This window comes from Pseudoalteromonas sp. NSLLW218, assembly GCF_015864775.1.
Classification (GTDB): domain Bacteria; phylum Pseudomonadota; class Gammaproteobacteria; order Enterobacterales; family Alteromonadaceae; genus Pseudoalteromonas.
On record NZ_JADYWO010000015.1, the window covers coordinates 23,659 to 41,326 of the forward strand.

Consider the following 17,668-nt stretch of genomic DNA (forward strand, 5'->3'; position numbering starts at 1 on the left):
GTACTTTAGCGTACACTTGTACGCTAAACAACTCGGAGCAGTTAAAAAATCAAAATATTGCATATTAAATCACCAATCAATCAGCGCGATTGGTTTTTGCACTATAAAACCGCGCAATTACAATCAGAAATCATTATAATTGGCACTGTCTTATAACCAGTCTAAAGGAAGTTTATGATCCTTTTTGTTAACTCACTAACTGTGATTGATTTTTCTTACTTATGTAACAAACGCGGCGCCGTTGGCGAGAGCTGGATTGTTGATTTAACTTTGCACGGTAAACTTAACGAAGAGTCTATGGTTTTAGACTTTGGTTTAGTTAAAAAGCAAATTAAAGGCATTATAGATGAGTGTATTGATCACCGATTAGCAATTCCTACGGGCCTTAATGGCACTGTATCTGAATTTGACGAGCATAAAACACTCGACTGTACATTTGGTGAAAACAACCACTTGGCTATGAGTGCTCCTCATCAAGCTTATTGCATGATTAACGCAAACGAAGTCACTGTTGAATCGGTAACTGAATTTTTAATTGCGACTATTTTACCAAAGCTACCAGATAACATAGAAAAAATTGAGTTGTCTCTTAAGCCTGAGCACAGCCAGAGCTTTTACTATCATTACAGCCATGGCCTTAAAAAGCATGACGGTAATTGCCAACGTATTATTCATGGGCATCGTTCTCAAATTGGTATTAGCCTAGACGGCATCTCTATGCCGCGCTTGCAAAAAGAATGGTCTCAAAAGTGGGAAGATATTTACTTAGCCACTAGTGAAGATCAAATTAACGCAGCTGATTTAAAACACCTAACAGCCAAAGCGGATGATGTATGTTTTGCTTACACATCGGCACAAGGCTATTTTGAAATGGCTATAAGCGAGTCTCGTTGCGACATTTTACCAGTAGACACCACTGTAGAATGTATTGCTGAACATGTAGCTGGCCAAATTAAAGCCCAATACCCAGAAAAAGCAGTAAAAGTTACCGCTTATGAAGGGGTTGGAAAAGGATCGATTAGTTATGTTTAAAACACTTATAGCAACAGCGCTTGTCGCTTCTGCTAGCTTTAGTGCTATGGCGCTTGAGTTAAAAGGGCATTTAACACAAGGCGGTTTAGTTACAGGTAAGCTAGAAAACGCTAAATCAGTAAGTTTAGATGGCAAAAGCTTAAAGCTTTCGCCAAATGGTGATTTTGTATTTGGTTTTGGTCGTGACGCTGATACTACTCATACTTTAAAATGGGTAGATAACAATGGTAAATCGCATTCACAATCGATAGCTATTACTAAGCGCGAGTACAAAATTGATAAAATTACTGGTGTAGCTAAAAAGTATGTATCTCCGCCAAAAGAAGTCAGTGCACGTATAAGCCGCGAAGCTGTTGCTGTTCGTAAAGCGAGAGAAGTTGACTCTGATTTACTGTACTTTTTAGACCCTGTGTTAAAGCCTGCAGAAGGACGTATATCGGGTGTTTATGGCAGCCAACGTTATTTTAATGGCGAGCCTCGTCGCCCACACTTTGGCTTAGATATAGCTAATAAAACAGGCTCTCCTGTTTATGCTCCAATTAGTGGCACAGTGGTATATGCCGAACCTGATTTATATTACTCAGGCGGTACATTAATTATTGATCATGGTCATGGTATTACCTCAACTTACATTCATTTAAGTAAGCTTAATGTAAAAGTGGGTGACACAATAACGCAAGGCAACAAAGTGGCTGAAATTGGTGCAACAGGGCGTGTAACGGGTCCTCACCTAGATTGGCGTTTTAACTGGAAAGGCGAACGCCTTGATCCTGCATTACTAATGCAAGATACATTAGCAAACAAAAAGTAGAGATTATGACTGAAGTAAATCGCGATGCAATAATTGCTCAGCGTATTGAAGACTCAACCACATCGGTAACTAAAACAGTGTTTCCAGGGCGCACCAATCATCACAATACATTATTTGGTGGTGATGCACTGGCGTGGATGGATGAAGTTGCATTTATAGCGGCGACTCGTTTTTGTCGTAAGCCTTTGGTTACTATATCCTCTGATAGAGTTGATTTTAAAGAAGCGATACCAGCAGGTACGTTTGCAGAGTTAATAGCTAAAGTAGTGCATGTAGGTAACACAAGCTTAAAAGTTGATGTAGATATACTCTTAGAAACTATGCACAGAGACGATAAGCACTCAGCCATTAGTGGTAGCTTTACGTTTGTTGCAGTTGATGATAACCACAGACCAACACCGGTAGTATGCGATAAAATGATTTATGGTTTTGACTAATTTAAAGCTTTAAATACAAGATAGAGTAAAGTTATATGAGCACCTTAGTTGGTGCTTATATAAAAACCCACAAAGAACACATCATACTTAGTGATTATTAAATATAACCTCAACAACAGAGTTAATATTAACTAAAAAAAGTAATCAAACTGGTGGGATTGATAGGGGGGAGAGTTGTTGGATTTGGATACTAAAAAGGTATGCTTTTAACATACCTTTTTGGTTATCTTCAGCTTTTAATTACACTTACGTAAATACTTTTTAAAGCACCATTGCTGCAATCCAGCCAAATATCAGCAGCGGAATGTTAAAGTGAATAAACGTTGGAATAACAGAGTCTCTAATATGGTCGTGCTGACCATCGGCATTTAAACCTGAGGTTGGGCCAAGCGTTGAGTCTGAAGCAGGAGATCCGGCATCACCTAAAGCGCCCGCAGTACCAACAAGTGCAGCGGTAGCCATAACAGAAAAGCCAAGGTCTAAACATAGAGGTACAAACAACGTTGCAATAATAGGCACTGTTGAAAACGAACTACCAATTCCCATTGTAATTAATAAACCAACTAACAAAATAACACCCGCAGCAAGGGGTTTATTGCCATCAAAAAGGGCGGCTCCACTGTGTACTAAGCTCGCTACATCGCCGGTAGCTTGCATAACCGATGCAAAGCCTTGTGCCGATATCATAATAAAACCAATCATCGCCATCATCGCAACGCCTTTACTAAATACGTCGCCGTTTTCTTCCCACTTAACTACACCAAATACACTAAATATCATTACACCTACTAGACCACCTAAAATCATTGAGCCACTTAGGTTTTGTGCAACAAGTGAGGCTAACACAGCGCAAAGTCCTACAATCATCACTTTTTTAGGCTTTTCGACATCAGCTGATTTACTCTGAGTTGTTAATGGGAGCTCTGTGTATTCACGACGTTTTTTGTAGGTAATAAATACCGCAATAAGTAATCCAATAAACATACCCAATGCAGGAATAATCATCGCCATAGGGACTTGTGTATTTACAATGTCTAAGCCGTTATCGACCAGGTTTTTATGCAAAATAGAATATAAGTAAATACCCCCAAAGCCATAAGGCAGCACCATATAAGAGGTTGCTAATCCAAATGTTAAAATACATGCTATAGCACGCCTGTCTAACCTTAGCTGATTAAAAACAACGAGTAACGGTGGAATTAAAATAGGAATAAACGCTATGTGTACAGGTACTAAGTTTTGCGAAGAAATCGCACAACCTAAAATAATTAATAAAATGAAGTAACTTAAAAATGTTTCATTCCCGCTGCCTTTAGCATTTACTTTAGCAAGTAACTTATCAGCGAGAATGCGTGTTAAACCCGACTTAGAAATAGCAACGGCAAACGCACCAAGCATGGCATAACTTAGTGCAATTTCAGCTCCAGCAGAAAGGCCAGAATTAAATGCATCAACACTTTCTTTTATACCCAAGCCTGCGGTTAAACCAGCAACTAAAGCACTTATGATCATGGCAACAATGACGTTAACGCGAGCCAGAGATAGCCCGAGCATTAAAATAACGCCTATAACAACAGCATTCATAGTATTCTCTATTTGGAAATTTTAATTAATTTTATCAGATCTTTAGCCTGAGTTTTACGCTCTTTCGTAAAAGGTTTTTTACCATAGCGAACTTGGTTAAATAACTGGCTAAATGTGTTTATAGATTGTGCAGAATTAGGAAGTTGCTCAGCAAAAAAACGTAACTGCTGACTAGGTGTTAAATTATCGGGTGTATTTATTTTTTGTTTTTTCGCCCATGCTTTTATTTCATAGAACTCTTTAACCATAGGCGCTAATTTAGCCGGACGTTTTGGTAAGTTTAAATAAACAAAATAACCTACAAAACAAAAACCAGCTGTTAATAAAACTATTAATGGTACAAGCCAAATATTATTACTACCAAAAATTGATTTTAAAAAATCATTTTGTTTTTCTTCATCAAAACCAAGTACCCAGCTAGACCATTGATAATCGAGATTTTCAAGTTCCAACCTTAACCAATTAATAGCGGGGAAATTACTTAAACTCACTAAACCAAAATCAAGATTACTTTTAAATTCGTTATTCAGCTCTTCGTTCTGAGAAAGTGAGCCATTTAAACGCTCTGGTGCAACAACGGCGGTTGCATCAAAAATAACCCAACCCTCGTTTTGTAAATATACTTCTACCCATGCGTGTGCGTCGTACTGGCGAACTGTTAGCGTATTATTATCTTGATTTAATTCACCGCCTAAATAACCACTTACTAATCGAGCGGGTATACCTGCAGTTCTAAAAATGTACGCAGCAGCGCTTGCATAATGACCACAAAAACCTCGTTTATTATCAAATAAAAATTGGTCAATGGTATTATCGCCGCTCATAGGTGTAGGAGTTAGCGTGTAAGTAAATCCCGTACCTGCAAAGTATTGCAATAAGCTATTGTAAAAATCGCGGTCAGAGTGTGTTTTTTGCTTTAAGTTTTTAGCAAGTGATGATGTTTTTATATTCTTTTTATGGGTTAGGTATTTGTAGCGTTTTTCTTCAAATTCGCCAAGCGGTAAAGTTGCAAAGTTAAAGCTATTTACATCGTATTGTAAGTTTTTAGCTTGTCGGTTTTTTTTTCGCAATAAACCTAGCGAATTACCTTCAACATTTTGTGAGTTACTACTGGAATAGGCTAAACCATAAAGCCACTTTTGTGTAGCAGGCTCTGTAATAACTGAGTAGCTTGCAATAAGTTGCTCATCATTTTTGCTCTGCGTATTTGCTTTTAAATTATTATATTTTAAAAAGTCAGACGTAAGCCACGCATTGCCATTAAATTCATCATGGACGATTGCTCGCCAATAATAAGGCGCTACAGGTTTTTCTTCGTTAAATTTAGCTCTAAATACAAGTTCATCTGAATTTGAAAGCTTTGCGATATCGAATGGATCGACTTGTTCAGAAAGCCCTGTTTTTGCAAGCTTAGGTCCAGGAAGTTGCCAAAAGGCGGGCATTTTGGGTAAAAAAAGCAGTAAAAATATAGCTAAAGGAAGCGCTAAAAGTAGCAATTTCCCACTTTGCTTAGAGGCTATTTTTAAATTATGTTTGGACTCGAGTAGGCCAAGTACTGCAAAGTTTAATATGTATAAACCACTTACAGTTAAAGTCGTTAAAATGCTTTGGTTGAATAAATACACAGATGAGAGTGAAAAAAATGTAAGCGTTGTAATTACATGATAGTGTTTTTTGGTTTTAGCCTGCAGCAGCTTAAATAAACTAGCAAGTAGCAGCATGGCCACAAATAAAATAACCGTATTCGACATGCCTATGGTGTAGAGCATTAAAACTAGTGACACACCTGCAAGTATGTTTGCCAGCCAAGCATTTGGCTTTGGTTTATTACTAAGCGTTATGTAAAAGTTCCATGCACAAATAAGTGCAAGTACACCAACAAAAACAAGGGGTAAATGCGCTATAAAAAATACAATCAAACAGGCATATATAAAAGACAGTGAAAAATTTATTACTTTTTCGTTTTTAATTATGCTCATTAAACACCACCATTATATGAGCATAATAACGCTAAACATTGCTGCTTATGATGCTGTCCGGTATTTGTGTTTATCGTTTTACTCGGTAGCTTTAACATAAAAGGGGTGTTTTTCTCGGTTGCTTCACACACTAAAAAGCATAACTGACTTAAGCGCTGCTCTGTATCTCCATTCATTAACGTAAAATCGAAGAGCGCATTCGCTATTTTAAAGTCTACAAACTCTTTAACTAACAATTGCTGTGTTTTTGCGTAATGCTTCCACGACACTCTTTGCAAGCCCATTTCCGGTAAGTGTGGGATGAGTGCCTCAAACTCTTCGCTGCCCGATTGTGTAGAAATACCTTTATCGGCTTGCTCATCTAGCATAGAAACATGCGCATCACTGTGCACTTGTTCAAGCGACGGGTATACAAATACACCTGTCTGTAATTGAATGTAGCTCCAAACAGTTATTAAACCAAATGGATAGTTACTCGCTATTTTAATACGTTGCACTGTGTATTTACCGCGTGAGCTGTAGGGTAAGCAAAGAGTGAGTATCTGAGGTTTATTATCAACTTCGTCGGTATATTTGTGAGTTTGCTCACTACCTTGATATGTTAAATTAATAGATTGGGTTAGTGAAGGGCTTTGTAATTCAAATACAATACTCGGTTTTTGAGGAGCGTAGCTGTTAAATGCATCTTTAAATTTAACTGTTAAGCCTTTAGCGTTACTGTAGCCCATTAATACAGCAATAATCATAACCACAAACATAAGATAAGACATTATTAAAATTAAATTATTTTGATAATTAATGCCCATTACAAAGTTTAAAATAGCCACAATTACAAAGTACCAACCAAGGGATGATGGCAATACATAAATTGTTCTGTGTTCAAGTGTAATTGAGTTTTTTAAATGCTTATTTTTTAATAACTTATTAAATACACTTTGCTTAAATGACTTAAATAAAGAAGGGCGCTTAGCTGTTTTTTTTGGCATAAAAGCTTATACCGGAACTAAAACGTTTTTTAAAATATCATTTACCTGCGCCTCACCCGACTCATTATGTAAACCTAATCGATGCTGACACACACTTGCAAATACGGCTTGAACATCCTCTGGCATTACAAAGTCACGGCCATCAATAAAGGCCCACGACCTAGCCGCTTTAGCGAGAGCCATACTGGCACGAGGTGATAACGATGCTGCAAACGCATTGCTTGTGCGTGTGTAATTAACGAGTTCAATAACGTAGTCAACTACTGGACTACTTAAAGTAATTTGGCTTATCTGGGTTTGAATTGCCGCTAACTCTTGTTGGTTAATACGCTGTGGTAATTGGCTATAATCTCGTTTTTGCATATTCAAAATTAAGCGTTTTTCGGCATCTTTAGGAGGAAACCCCAAGCTTATGCGCATTAAAAAACGGTCTAATTGTGACTCGGGTAACGGATAAGTACCCGATTGATACAGCGGGTTTTGTGTTGCGATAACAAAAAATGGATTTGGCAGCGTATATTTTTTTCCATCTACTGTTACTTGTTGCTCTTCCATTGCTTCAAGCAACGCACTTTGTGTTTTGGGGCCTGCGCGGTTTATTTCATCTGCTAAAACTACTTGGCTAAAAATAGGGCCTTTATGAAACGTAAAGCTATGCTCGGTAGAGTTAAATACATTAGTCCCAAGAATATCAGCAGGAAGAAGATCACTGGTAAATTGTATACGTTGATACGATAAACCTAATACAGCTGACAATGCATGAGAGAGAGTGGTTTTTCCCATACCAGGCAAATCTTCAATGAGTAAATGCCCTTCGCTAAATAAGCATGTAAGTGCCAGTTTTATTTGCTGTTGTTTACCAAATATAACAGTCGAAAGATCTTCTATAATCGCAGTAACAGTACTATGCATGCTAACCTTATTATTATTCTATTATTTCAAGACGCTTCATTACAGTGTCGACTTTTTTTGTGTTAAAGGGTTTTGCAATAAAGCCTTTAGCACCCATTTCCCACGTGTTTTGTACGTTTTCGAGACTATTGTGGCCCGAACACATAACAACATGAGTGTGTGGGTAAGCACTATTAATGTATTCCAATATCTCTTCACCGTTAGAGTCAGGTAAATCGACATCTACAAATATTACGCCTGGCGGTTTATTGTCCATAATAGGTTTAGCAGAGCTAAAATCAGCGCTTTCTAATATATCTTCAAACCCTAAGTCAGTTAAAATTTGGTTTAGATAATCACGAATTTCCTTAACGTCATCAATAATGAGGATGGGCTCTAGCGGGCGAACAAATTCCATATGTAGGTTACTTCTATTTTGAATACATCTAAGTGCTTTAATACTAAGCTAACCCCATCATAAGCTCAAGAACGTTACTTAAAAAACACTAATAAATAAACTGTTTATAGGTTTTCCCAACAGCCTATTTTTAAAGGATTACCTGCTTTCATATTTTCTACTAACTTATATATACATTAGTTGTATTGAACAATAATGACGCATCTACAATAAATCCCTTAATCCAACACCTTATTTCCTCAAAGTTTGATGTAACAAATTTGCTACTTAACTTATTGATTCAAAAATATTTACATATAAATTCGATTTTTTGTAAACGTTTTGTAATAAAAAATCGTTGACCTTCCAAATTCATTCTGTGATTATGCTCACTAGATGGGCTTATGCTCACAAGTGTAATTTCATTAACTATTTAATGTTTTGCTCAGATAGCCTCATCTATACACACTGAATTAATACCAATTTCATTAAATGAATATGTAATTTAATAAAGTTGGCATCACACACCACACTAAATAAAGAGCTTATTATGTTGAATAATAAAAAGACTAAATTTGCAATTTCTCTCATAGCGGCAGCTATGGCTACATCAGCACCAGCACAGGCTGATATTTCTGAATATTTAGATCGCGTTGACGTAGACTTTTTACTAATGCAAAACTTTCAGTCAATTCAAGCTAAAGACGGCGCATTTCGTCCAGAAGATGAAGAACAAGAATCAGGTTTTGGCCGTATTAGAGCTAATCTAATGCTTAAATTTCATATTAACGAGTTCATCACTGCCGATATAGATATTGCAGAAGAGCCTAATGACTTTGGTGGCGAAGATCGTGACTTTTCATTTCACAACGATTTCGCAGGTGTTGAGTTTGATTTACTAGGTCTTTATGGCACACCAAAAGAAAACGCTAATTTAACACTGCGTTTAGGTAACATTGGTGGCTCACCTTTTCAATTTAAAGGTTTTCAAGACGGCGCAGATAACCAAAGTAATGCACTTATTGGTAATGGTATTACCGATTACGCAACCGCAGAAAACGGCGCACAGTTAAGTTACAGCGAAACTTTCGATAGTGGTGTCGTACGTGCTTATAATGTTACAGGTCACATTACGACTTCTAGTTTCGGTGAAGCGTTTCAAGAAGACAGAGGTTACAATTACCGACTTCAAGGTACTCTAGAATTTGAAGGTGGTTTTAAAGCAGGCTTAAATTTATTAAAAGCGAATCAAGGCGACCAGTTACGTTTTGAAAACGGTGTAGCCAGTCTTGATGGTGTAACCACAACAAACTATCGCTTCGGCGATGGTGAAAACTATAATTTCTCAGCGTCACCTTCAAACGAGCGTGACACACATGTTGGCGCCATGCCTGGCCTTGAGCAATCAATTATCCAGTTAAATTTAGCTTATCAACCATCTGACGAAACTAGCTTAATTTTTATGATTGGTAAATCATCTGATGATTATACGTTCGCAGATGCAGCTGGTAATGCAGTTGCCGGTATTACCTACTTTGGTACTAATGGCATAGCTGATGAAAACGGCACTACTTTTGATTCAAACAGTGTAATAGAAGGTGACTCATCGGTTGAGTACTTCGTGTTTGAAGCACAACAATATTTAATCCCTAAAAAGCTATATGTAGCGGCTCGTTATGCAGAAGCCGAAAACACTTCCGACTTAATTGAACAAACAGACAACACAGTAGAGCGTATTCAAGTAGCTGCAGGTTACTGGTTTAACGATAAAACGCTTTTAAAAGTTGAGTATGTTAACCAAGAAGAAGGTGTTAATTCGGGCGGCCAAATCGGTAAAGGATTTGACGGCTTCACTTCTGAGATCTCTGTTAAATTTTAAGTCGTTAACCGACTAGTCTAACTATTTGTACAAAGAACCTAAAAAGGCACTTTGCGGGCAGTTTTATGTTTTAAAACTGCCATAAATAGAATTGGCAATAGATTAAAATTTAATAGCACTTGTTAAAACATAACGTGTATGGGGAATACCCGATGAAAAATAAATTAATTATGCTCGCGTGTGGCTTTATAAGCATGGGCGCTGCGGCAAAAGAAACAATTACAATAGCGACTGTTAATAACGGTGACATGATCACCATGAAAGAATTAAGCAGTAACTTTACCAGCCAAAACCCTGATATAGATCTAAAATGGGTTACTCTAGAGGAAAACATTCTTCGCCAACGTGTCACTACCGATGTTGCAACAAAAGGCGGACAATACGATGTTATGACCATAGGTACTTATGAAGTACCAATTTGGGGCAAACAAAATTGGTTAAAAGAATTAGATAATTTAGGTGAAAACTACGATTTAGACGATTTAATACCTGCAATCCGAAGCGGTTTAACGATTAACGACAAACTTTATGCTGCACCATTTTATGGTGAAAGTTCAATGGTTATGTACCGCACCGATTTAATGGATAAAGCGGGGCTGAAAATGCCTAAAGCCCCAACATGGGACTTTATACGCAAAGCTGCTAAAGCGATGACAGATAAAAAAGAAGGTGTTTATGGCCTTTGTTTACGTGGTAAAGCAGGTTGGGGCGAAAACGTTGCGCTTATTACATCAATGGCTAATTCGTTTGGTGCTCGTTGGTTTGATGAGAATTGGAAGCCACAGTTTAATACCCCAGAGTGGGAAAATACCCTTCAGTATTATGTCGATGTAATGAAAGAGTCAGGACCTGCTGGTTCATCTGCAAACGGGTTTAACGAAAATCTTGCACTATTCCAAACCGGAAAATGTGGTATTTGGATTGATGCAACCGTTGCAGGCGCATTTGTTACTAATAAAAAAGACTCAGAAGTTGCCGATAAAGTAGGGTTTGCACTTGCGCCAGATAATGGTCTAGGTAAACGCGGTAACTGGTTATGGTCTTGGACTTTAGCCGTACCGGCAAGCAGCAAAAAACCAGATGCCGCAATGAAATTTATTAGCTGGGCGACATCAAAAGAATACACTCAACTTGTAGCTGACAAAAAAGGTTGGGCAAAAGTACCGCCAGGTACACGTAAATCACTTTACAGTAATCAAAAGTACATGGACGCAGCATCGTTTGCGCAAATTACCTTAGATTCTATCCAATCTGCAGATCCTAAAAATCCAACCGTTAAACCGGTGCCTTATGTAGGTATTCAGTTTGTTGCTATTCCTGAGTTTCAAGGAATTGGTACAGCTGTTGGGCAACAATTCTCAGCAGCATTAACTGGCCAAATGACCGTTAAGCAAGCGCTTAGTACGTCTCAGCACCTCGTTGAGCGAACAATGCGTAAAGCTCGCTATCCTAAATAGCATGTAATGGGCGGGTAAGTACTCAAACTTACCCAATATTTTATGTCAATTCTATTTACTTGTTAGTTATAAACGCTATCAAGGGTTTCTGATTTTCACTTGATAGTTAACAAGTAAATAGAATTGGCTTTTTTAAGGTCACCTTTATGGCAACAACTAACTCGCGCACGCTTGCTCGGTTTATGCTTCTTCCAAGTGTAATTTTATTACTTGCTTGGATGATAGTTCCGCTGTGTATGACACTGTATTTTTCTTTTATTGATTACAATTTATTAGTACCAGGGGATAAAGAGTTTGTAGGCTTTTTAAACTATGAATTTTTCCTAACTGATCCGGCTTTTTTTGAATCATTTTTTAACACGCTCTACCTAGTAACTGGGGTTTTACTTATCACTATTTGTGGTGGTATTGGCTTAGCTATTTTACTAGACCAAGCAATATGGGGGCGAAACTACGTTCGCATTATGGTACTAGCCCCATTTTTTGTAATGCCAACTGTGTCGGCATTGGTATGGAAAAACATGCTAATGAACCCAGTTAATGGCTTATTTGCACACTTTGCTATTTGGCTTGGCTTTGAACCTATCGACTTTTTTGCTCAAATGCCGCTATTTTCAATCATCATAATTGTGTCTTGGCAGTGGTTACCGTTTGCAGCTTTAATACTGCTAACAGCAATACAATCACTCGACCGTGAACAATTAGAAGCGGCTGATTTAGACGGAGCTGGCCCATTTAGTAAGTTCTTTTACATCGTTTTACCGCACTTATCGCGCGCTGTAACTGCGGTTATATTAATCGAAACTATATTTTTACTGTCAATTTTTGCTGAAATATTAGTTACAACCAGTGGCGGTCCTGGTTATTCGTCAACCAATATAACGTACTTAATTTATACGCAATCGCTACTTCAGTTTGATGTAGGCGGCGGTTCGGCAGGGGGCATAGTTGCAGTTATTATTGCAAATATAGTCGCTATATTTTTAATGCGCTTAATTGGCAAAAACTTGGAGGGTTAATTATGACTTTAAAAGATAGCCGTCGTTCCAAACTAATTTATACCATTGCTGCATGGACAATAAGCGGCATGATTTTCTTTCCAATTTTATGGACGTTAATCACCAGTTTTAAAACGGAAGCCGAAGCAATTTCAGCAAGCCCAAGCTTATATGCGTTTGATTGGACGCTCGAAAATTACCGCGATGTACTGTCGCGCTCGCCATACTTTAACCATTTTTGGAACTCTGTAGTTATATCACTAGGTTCAAGTTTACTGGGGTTATTAATTGCGGTACCTGCTGCGTGGTCTATGGCGTTTGTGCAAACTAAAAAAACAAAGCACTTATTAATGTGGATGCTTTCAACCAAAATGTTACCACCAGTAGGCGTACTTATTCCTATCTATTTATTGTTTCGCGACTTTGCATTACTCGATACAAAATTAGGTTTGGTTATTGTAATGACACTCATTAACTTACCAATAATGGTATGGATGCTTTACACCTACTTTAGAGAAATACCAAACGAAATACTTGAAGCTTCTCGTATGGATGGCGCAACAATTGGTGAAGAAATATTCCATGTTTTATTGCCAATAGCCTTACCGGGTATAGCCTCAACGCTATTACTCAATGTTATTTTGTCGTGGAACGAAGCGTTTTGGACACTTATTTTAACCGCTGCAAATGCTGCACCTTTAACGGCATTTATTGCTAGTTACTCAAGCCCTGAGGGGTTATTTTACGCTAAGTTATCGGCAGCATCTGCCATGGCCATTGTGCCAATTTTAATACTTGGTTGGTTTAGTCAAAAACAATTAGTGCGTGGATTAAGTTTCGGCGCAGTAAAATAGGAGAATACACATGGGCAGCATCACACTAAAACAAGTCACTAAAAACTTTGATGAAGTTAACGTAATTAAACCGCTCGACTTAGAAATTAAAGACGGTGAGTTCATCGTTTTTGTTGGGCCATCGGGCTGTGGTAAATCTACATTACTTCGTATGATCGCAGGTCTTGAAGATACCACCAGTGGCAATATAGAAATTGATGGCATTGATGCCACAAAAACACCGCCGGCAAAAAGAGGCTTGGCAATGGTGTTTCAATCCTATGCGTTATACCCGCATATGACCGTGCGTAATAATATTGCTTTTCCTTTAAAAAGAGCCAAGGTAAGCCCTGCAGAAATTGAGAGTAAAATTGCTAACGCTGCTAAAATTCTTAATTTGACCGATTATTTAGATCGAAAGCCTGGGCAATTATCGGGCGGTCAACGTCAGCGCGTAGCGATAGGGCGCGCAATTGTACGCCAACCTTCGGCATTTTTGTTTGATGAACCGCTTTCGAATCTTGATGCATCATTACGTGTAAATATGCGTTTAGAAATATCTGAATTACATAAAAGTTTAGCTACAACAATGATTTATGTTACGCACGATCAGGTTGAAGCCATGACAATGGCAGATAGAATCGCGGTATTTAATGCCGGTATTATTGAACAAGTAGGCACACCTTTAGAGCTTTATAAAAACCCTGTAAACAAATTTGTAGCTGGTTTTATAGGTTCGCCAAAAATGAATTTTATAGATGCTCCACAAAATGAAGATGCGAATGTTAGCTGTATTGGTATACGACCAGAGCATATAACACTCTCTACTGAGCAAGGTACTTGGGCTGGAACCGTAGGTGTAATTGAGCATTTAGGTTCGGAGAGCTTTTTACATATAAATATTGAAGGCAAAGGTACCGTAACAGTAAAAGCAGACGGTGATTGCCCATTAAAATATGGCGACAGTATTTACCTAAGCGCACCGGCTGATAAAGTATTAAAGTTTGATAATAACGGTTTAACAATTCGCTAAAGCCTATTTTTAATTACCTTAAATAGCACCTTTATAAGGGTGCTATTAACTAAATTCTAATTACATAATCCTATGAAACCTAGGTATTTTTTATTAAGGGATGGTATATTTACAATTATAAATAACAAAAACGTTATTGATAAATAGATGCTCCAAAATTAATAAAATAATTTATATAGCAGCACATATAATTAAAATTATGTAATGAAAATAAGGACTTGGTTTTCCTTCTATTTTAAGAGGTTTACGTGGTAAAGCTATCAAATACAGAAATTAGAAAGCTAGATGATGCAGCAAGAGCAGGGTGGTTATATTATGTTGGCGGTAACACACAAGATGAAATTGCTAAAAAGCTAAATATATCGCGTCAATCTGCACAAAGAATGGTCGCACTATCTGTTAGCCAAGGATTAATTAAAGTTAGACTTGACCACCCGATTGCTAAATGTATGGATTTGGCCGAAAAATTAAAAAGCCGTTTTGGGTTAGATTCGTGTGAAGTTGTACCGAGTGATCCGTCTGAACCATCATCTACATTAGGATTGGCTCAAGCTGGCGCGGCAGAAATAGAACGCCATTTAAAATCAGAACAACCCAAAGTTCTTGCTATGGGAACCGGTCGAGTTTTACGTGCATGTGTCGATGAGCTTAGAACCGTTGATTGTCCGCAACATAAAATTGTCGCAATGTTAGGTAATATGGCTTTAGATGGATCGGCTTCACCTTATGATGTTGTAGTAAGAATGGCCGAACACACCAATGCAAAACATTACCCAATGCCATTACCAGTTTTACCAAGAAGTATTCAAGAAAAAGAACAGTTACATGCACAACAAAATATTACCGGTAATTTAAAACTCGCTAAAGATGCCGATGTAACATTTGTGGGTATTGGTAGCTTAGGTGAAAAGTCGCCATTACATATAGATGGTTTTATTGATGCGCAAGAACTTAAAGAGTTGCAAGATCTTGGTGCTGTTGGTGAAATGATTAGTTGGGTGTTTGATAAAAACGGTATGCTTTTAGATTGCACAGTTAATCAGCGCGTAGCAAGTACGCCATTAAAAACAAATGCTAACAAACAGATTTATGCGATAGCTGCTGGTGAAGAAAAAGTGTTAGCCATTTTGGGCGCAGTAAGGTCAAACATGATCAGTGGATTAATTACTAACGAATATACAGCTGAGCGTTTACTAAGTATTGATTAAACAATTTGATAAATAAAGTATCCGTATTAGTAATACCAGTTATTGAAATAAAAACACTTAATGTCCGATACCGTCTAGTATTGGACATAGTAAGGGCGCATTTAAGCGCTCTTCTTATATATACATTAACTACCTATAATTTATATTATGTTAAATAGCATAAATAAATACATAACTAAGTTACTCATCTTCATTAATTAACGTATAAACGCGACATTTTGACTATTTAATAAGCATTAACCTACTCATCTTAATAAGTTAATGTTTTTCCCATTTACGCTATTAGCTTCTTGAACATATAAAAATACCGCTTGGTTATTAATATATCCAAGCGGTATGAACAATAACTTCCTAGTAGATATTTCATCCAGTAAAATTCAAGATGTTGAATTTAATGGCTTTTTAACTATCCTACTGATGTACTTGATGAGACTTTAGAATTTTTTATCATTCATAAATTCACTAATAAGCTCAGATACTTTATCTGGATACTCATCAACAACCCAATGTGCGGCTTTATCTATCCAAACCAATGATGAATTTGGAATTGCTTCTTCTAACATTGGCGCATATTTTGGCTTTTGAAATTTGTCTTCTTCACCCCATAATATGAGTGTTTCATGAGGCAAGCTTTTAAGATCGCCTGCAATAGCTTGTGTATATTCTTTATTGAGTCTGCGCATGTTGCTAAATAAAGCGGCTTTTCCTTGCTCATTGCTCCATGGTTTCAAGTATATTTCCATTAACTCTTCAGTCATTACGCTAGAATCGTATACACCTTTAGGCATGAAATCTCTTAATGTATCAACAAATTCAGCTACACTTGTCTTTTCTTCTACGCCAGGTTCTAGCAAAGGTTCAAATTCTGGTATTGGCCAAGAATCAAAACATACACTATCTATTAAAACTAATCCGTTTACTTTATCAGGATGATTTACCGCCATTAATTGAGCAACACCACCACCAATATCATGTGCAGCAATATTAACTTTAGAAATACCGAGTTCTTCCATAAACTTACACATTATTCTACATTGCGCATTTATAGATACATCGGTGTTAATTGGCATATCTGATTCACCAAAGTTTAGTAAATCAGGCGCTATTACTCGATGTTCTGATTCGAGTTTGGGCATCACATTTCGCCATAGAAATTTGTTGGTTGGTATGCCATGTATTAATAATAAAGGTGTGCCTTGTCCCATTTCTTGATAAGCAATTTGATGACCTTCTACTGTAACGTACTGTGTTTTGCTCATAATTTTGCCTCGTTAACTTTAAAAATTATAATGTTTAATAAACTATAAAATTAGAATATAACCTTATAAAGCAAATTCCATCCCAAGATGTGCATTTATTAGTTATTAAAAAATATTAATGTTTTAAAAGTTAAACCCTTGTGATACGTGGGCTCTAGGCTAAATAAATTTACTAACTTTATAATATTACAGCGTTTAATAATTGAGATTATTGAAACGCTTTAAAAAGTGTGAAACGATGACTCGTATACATGCAACAATTACAAAAGCGTAGTTTGTAATAATTTGAAGTAATTATTCTTATTAAAGGATTTTTACAAATTTAAATAAATTAAAGGTTCATATACACAAAAGCACTAAATAAATATTAGTCTTTAAAAAATTATAATTTAATTTTTTAATAAGCTATAAATAAAAATAGTTAACCGCCCTACTGTTTCTATTTATCATTCCAAGAAAGTTCTAATATTTTCAATTAATACGCTTTGCTTAACTGGCTTTAACAAAAGACCGTTAAACCCAAGCTTCACGTACTTATTATCACTATTTTCGTTTTCACTAAATGTATGAGCTATAATTTTTGTTGCTGATGCGTCAGCATGCTTCCTGATTTTTAGCATTGCATCAGTGCCTGTAAATTGCGGCATTACTATATCCATTAAAATAATATCGTAAATATTATGAGAAACCATCAATAGCGCCTCTATAGCACTTGATGCGAAATCTATTAAAATATTTTCTTCATTAAGCATTTTTCTTATTACTATTTCTATTAGTAAGTCATCATCTACTAAAAGTAGTCGTTTAGTTTTATTTATTGGCGTTACTTTAAACTCGATAACTTCTGCCATATTTTCATTAATGTTTTTCATTTATTACCCCAG

16 protein-coding genes are annotated in these 17,668 nt (G+C 36.9%); 9 read left to right on the forward strand and 7 right to left on the reverse strand.

Going from position 1 to position 17,668, the window contains the following annotated elements; genetic code table 11:
* Positions 1–174: 174 nt before the first annotated feature.
* Genes I6E80_RS18715 through I6E80_RS18725 form a run of 3 tightly spaced genes read left to right on the forward strand, consistent with a single transcriptional unit; the run spans position 175 to position 2,280 of the window.
* Entirely contained in the window at positions 175–1,032 is an 858-nt protein-coding gene (locus I6E80_RS18715; protein WP_197186190.1) for a 6-carboxytetrahydropterin synthase, read from the forward strand.
* The gene (locus I6E80_RS18720) at positions 1,025–1,843 is read left to right on the forward strand and encodes a M23 family metallopeptidase (RefSeq protein ID WP_024597966.1); all 819 of its coding nucleotides are present in this window, start codon (positions 1,025–1,027) and stop codon (positions 1,841–1,843) included. The genes I6E80_RS18715 and I6E80_RS18720 overlap by 8 nt, the downstream gene beginning before the upstream one ends.
* Positions 1,844–1,848: 5 nt before the next feature.
* On the forward strand, positions 1,849–2,280 hold the full coding sequence (locus I6E80_RS18725; protein ID WP_024595365.1) for an acyl-CoA thioesterase: 432 nt from the start codon (positions 1,849–1,851) through the stop codon (positions 2,278–2,280).
* A 261-nt stretch (positions 2,281–2,541) separates the two neighbouring features.
* Here I6E80_RS18725 and I6E80_RS18730 read toward each other — a convergent pair whose 3' ends face one another.
* From I6E80_RS18730 to I6E80_RS18750, 5 genes are read right to left on the reverse strand one after another with little or no spacing between them, the layout of a single operon-like run.
* A complete protein-coding gene (locus tag I6E80_RS18730) occupies positions 2,542–3,864 on the reverse strand; it encodes a Na+/H+ antiporter family protein (protein WP_024593634.1) in 1,323 nt (440 codons plus the stop codon).
* Between the two features lie 8 nt (positions 3,865–3,872).
* On the reverse strand, positions 3,873–5,843 hold the full coding sequence (locus I6E80_RS18735) for a DUF3488 and transglutaminase-like domain-containing protein (protein ID WP_197186191.1): 1,971 nt from the start codon (positions 5,841–5,843) through the stop codon (positions 3,873–3,875).
* A complete protein-coding gene (locus tag I6E80_RS18740; RefSeq protein ID WP_197186192.1) occupies positions 5,843–6,829 on the reverse strand; it encodes a DUF58 domain-containing protein in 987 nt (328 codons plus the stop codon). Before I6E80_RS18740 ends, I6E80_RS18735 begins: the two co-directional genes overlap by 1 nt.
* A gap of 6 nt (positions 6,830–6,835) precedes the next feature.
* A complete protein-coding gene (locus I6E80_RS18745) occupies positions 6,836–7,741 on the reverse strand; it encodes a MoxR family ATPase (RefSeq protein WP_197186193.1) in 906 nt (301 codons plus the stop codon).
* Positions 7,742–7,754: 13 nt separating this feature from the next.
* A complete protein-coding gene (locus tag I6E80_RS18750) occupies positions 7,755–8,138 on the reverse strand; it encodes a response regulator (RefSeq protein ID WP_096793086.1) in 384 nt (127 codons plus the stop codon).
* Positions 8,139–8,667: 529 nt separating this feature from the next.
* Between I6E80_RS18750 and I6E80_RS18755 the strand changes: the two genes are divergently transcribed.
* The 6 genes from I6E80_RS18755 to I6E80_RS18780 all read left to right on the forward strand — a co-directional run bounded on the left by I6E80_RS18755 (position 8,668) and on the right by I6E80_RS18780 (position 15,525).
* Complete coding sequence (locus I6E80_RS18755; protein WP_154903130.1) at positions 8,668–9,996, forward strand: hypothetical protein; 1,329 nt, start codon at positions 8,668–8,670, stop codon at positions 9,994–9,996.
* Between the two features lie 152 nt (positions 9,997–10,148).
* Positions 10,149–11,453, forward strand: coding sequence for a sugar ABC transporter substrate-binding protein (locus tag I6E80_RS18760; protein WP_197186194.1), 1,305 nt, complete (start codon positions 10,149–10,151; stop codon positions 11,451–11,453).
* 146 nt (positions 11,454–11,599) lie between these two features.
* The gene (locus I6E80_RS18765; protein WP_002960879.1) at positions 11,600–12,472 is read left to right on the forward strand and encodes a carbohydrate ABC transporter permease; all 873 of its coding nucleotides are present in this window, start codon (positions 11,600–11,602) and stop codon (positions 12,470–12,472) included.
* A gap of 2 nt (positions 12,473–12,474) precedes the next feature.
* On the forward strand, positions 12,475–13,305 hold the full coding sequence (locus tag I6E80_RS18770) for a carbohydrate ABC transporter permease (protein WP_197186195.1): 831 nt from the start codon (positions 12,475–12,477) through the stop codon (positions 13,303–13,305).
* 10 nt (positions 13,306–13,315) lie between these two features.
* A complete protein-coding gene (locus I6E80_RS18775) occupies positions 13,316–14,317 on the forward strand; it encodes an ABC transporter ATP-binding protein (RefSeq protein ID WP_007377154.1) in 1,002 nt (333 codons plus the stop codon).
* A gap of 248 nt (positions 14,318–14,565) precedes the next feature.
* Entirely contained in the window at positions 14,566–15,525 is a 960-nt protein-coding gene (locus I6E80_RS18780; protein WP_197186196.1) for a sugar-binding transcriptional regulator, read from the forward strand.
* Positions 15,526–15,959: 434 nt separating this feature from the next.
* Here I6E80_RS18780 and I6E80_RS18785 read toward each other — a convergent pair whose 3' ends face one another.
* Positions 15,960–16,784 (reverse strand): alpha/beta fold hydrolase, encoded by an 825-nt coding sequence (locus I6E80_RS18785; protein ID WP_197186197.1) that lies wholly within the window; start codon positions 16,782–16,784, stop codon positions 15,960–15,962.
* Positions 16,785–17,230: 446 nt separating this feature from the next.
* Positions 17,231–17,656: a response regulator gene (locus tag I6E80_RS18790; protein WP_197186198.1), complete on the reverse strand. Its 426-nt coding sequence runs from the start codon at positions 17,654–17,656 to the stop codon at positions 17,231–17,233.
* Positions 17,657–17,668 lie beyond the last annotated feature (12 nt).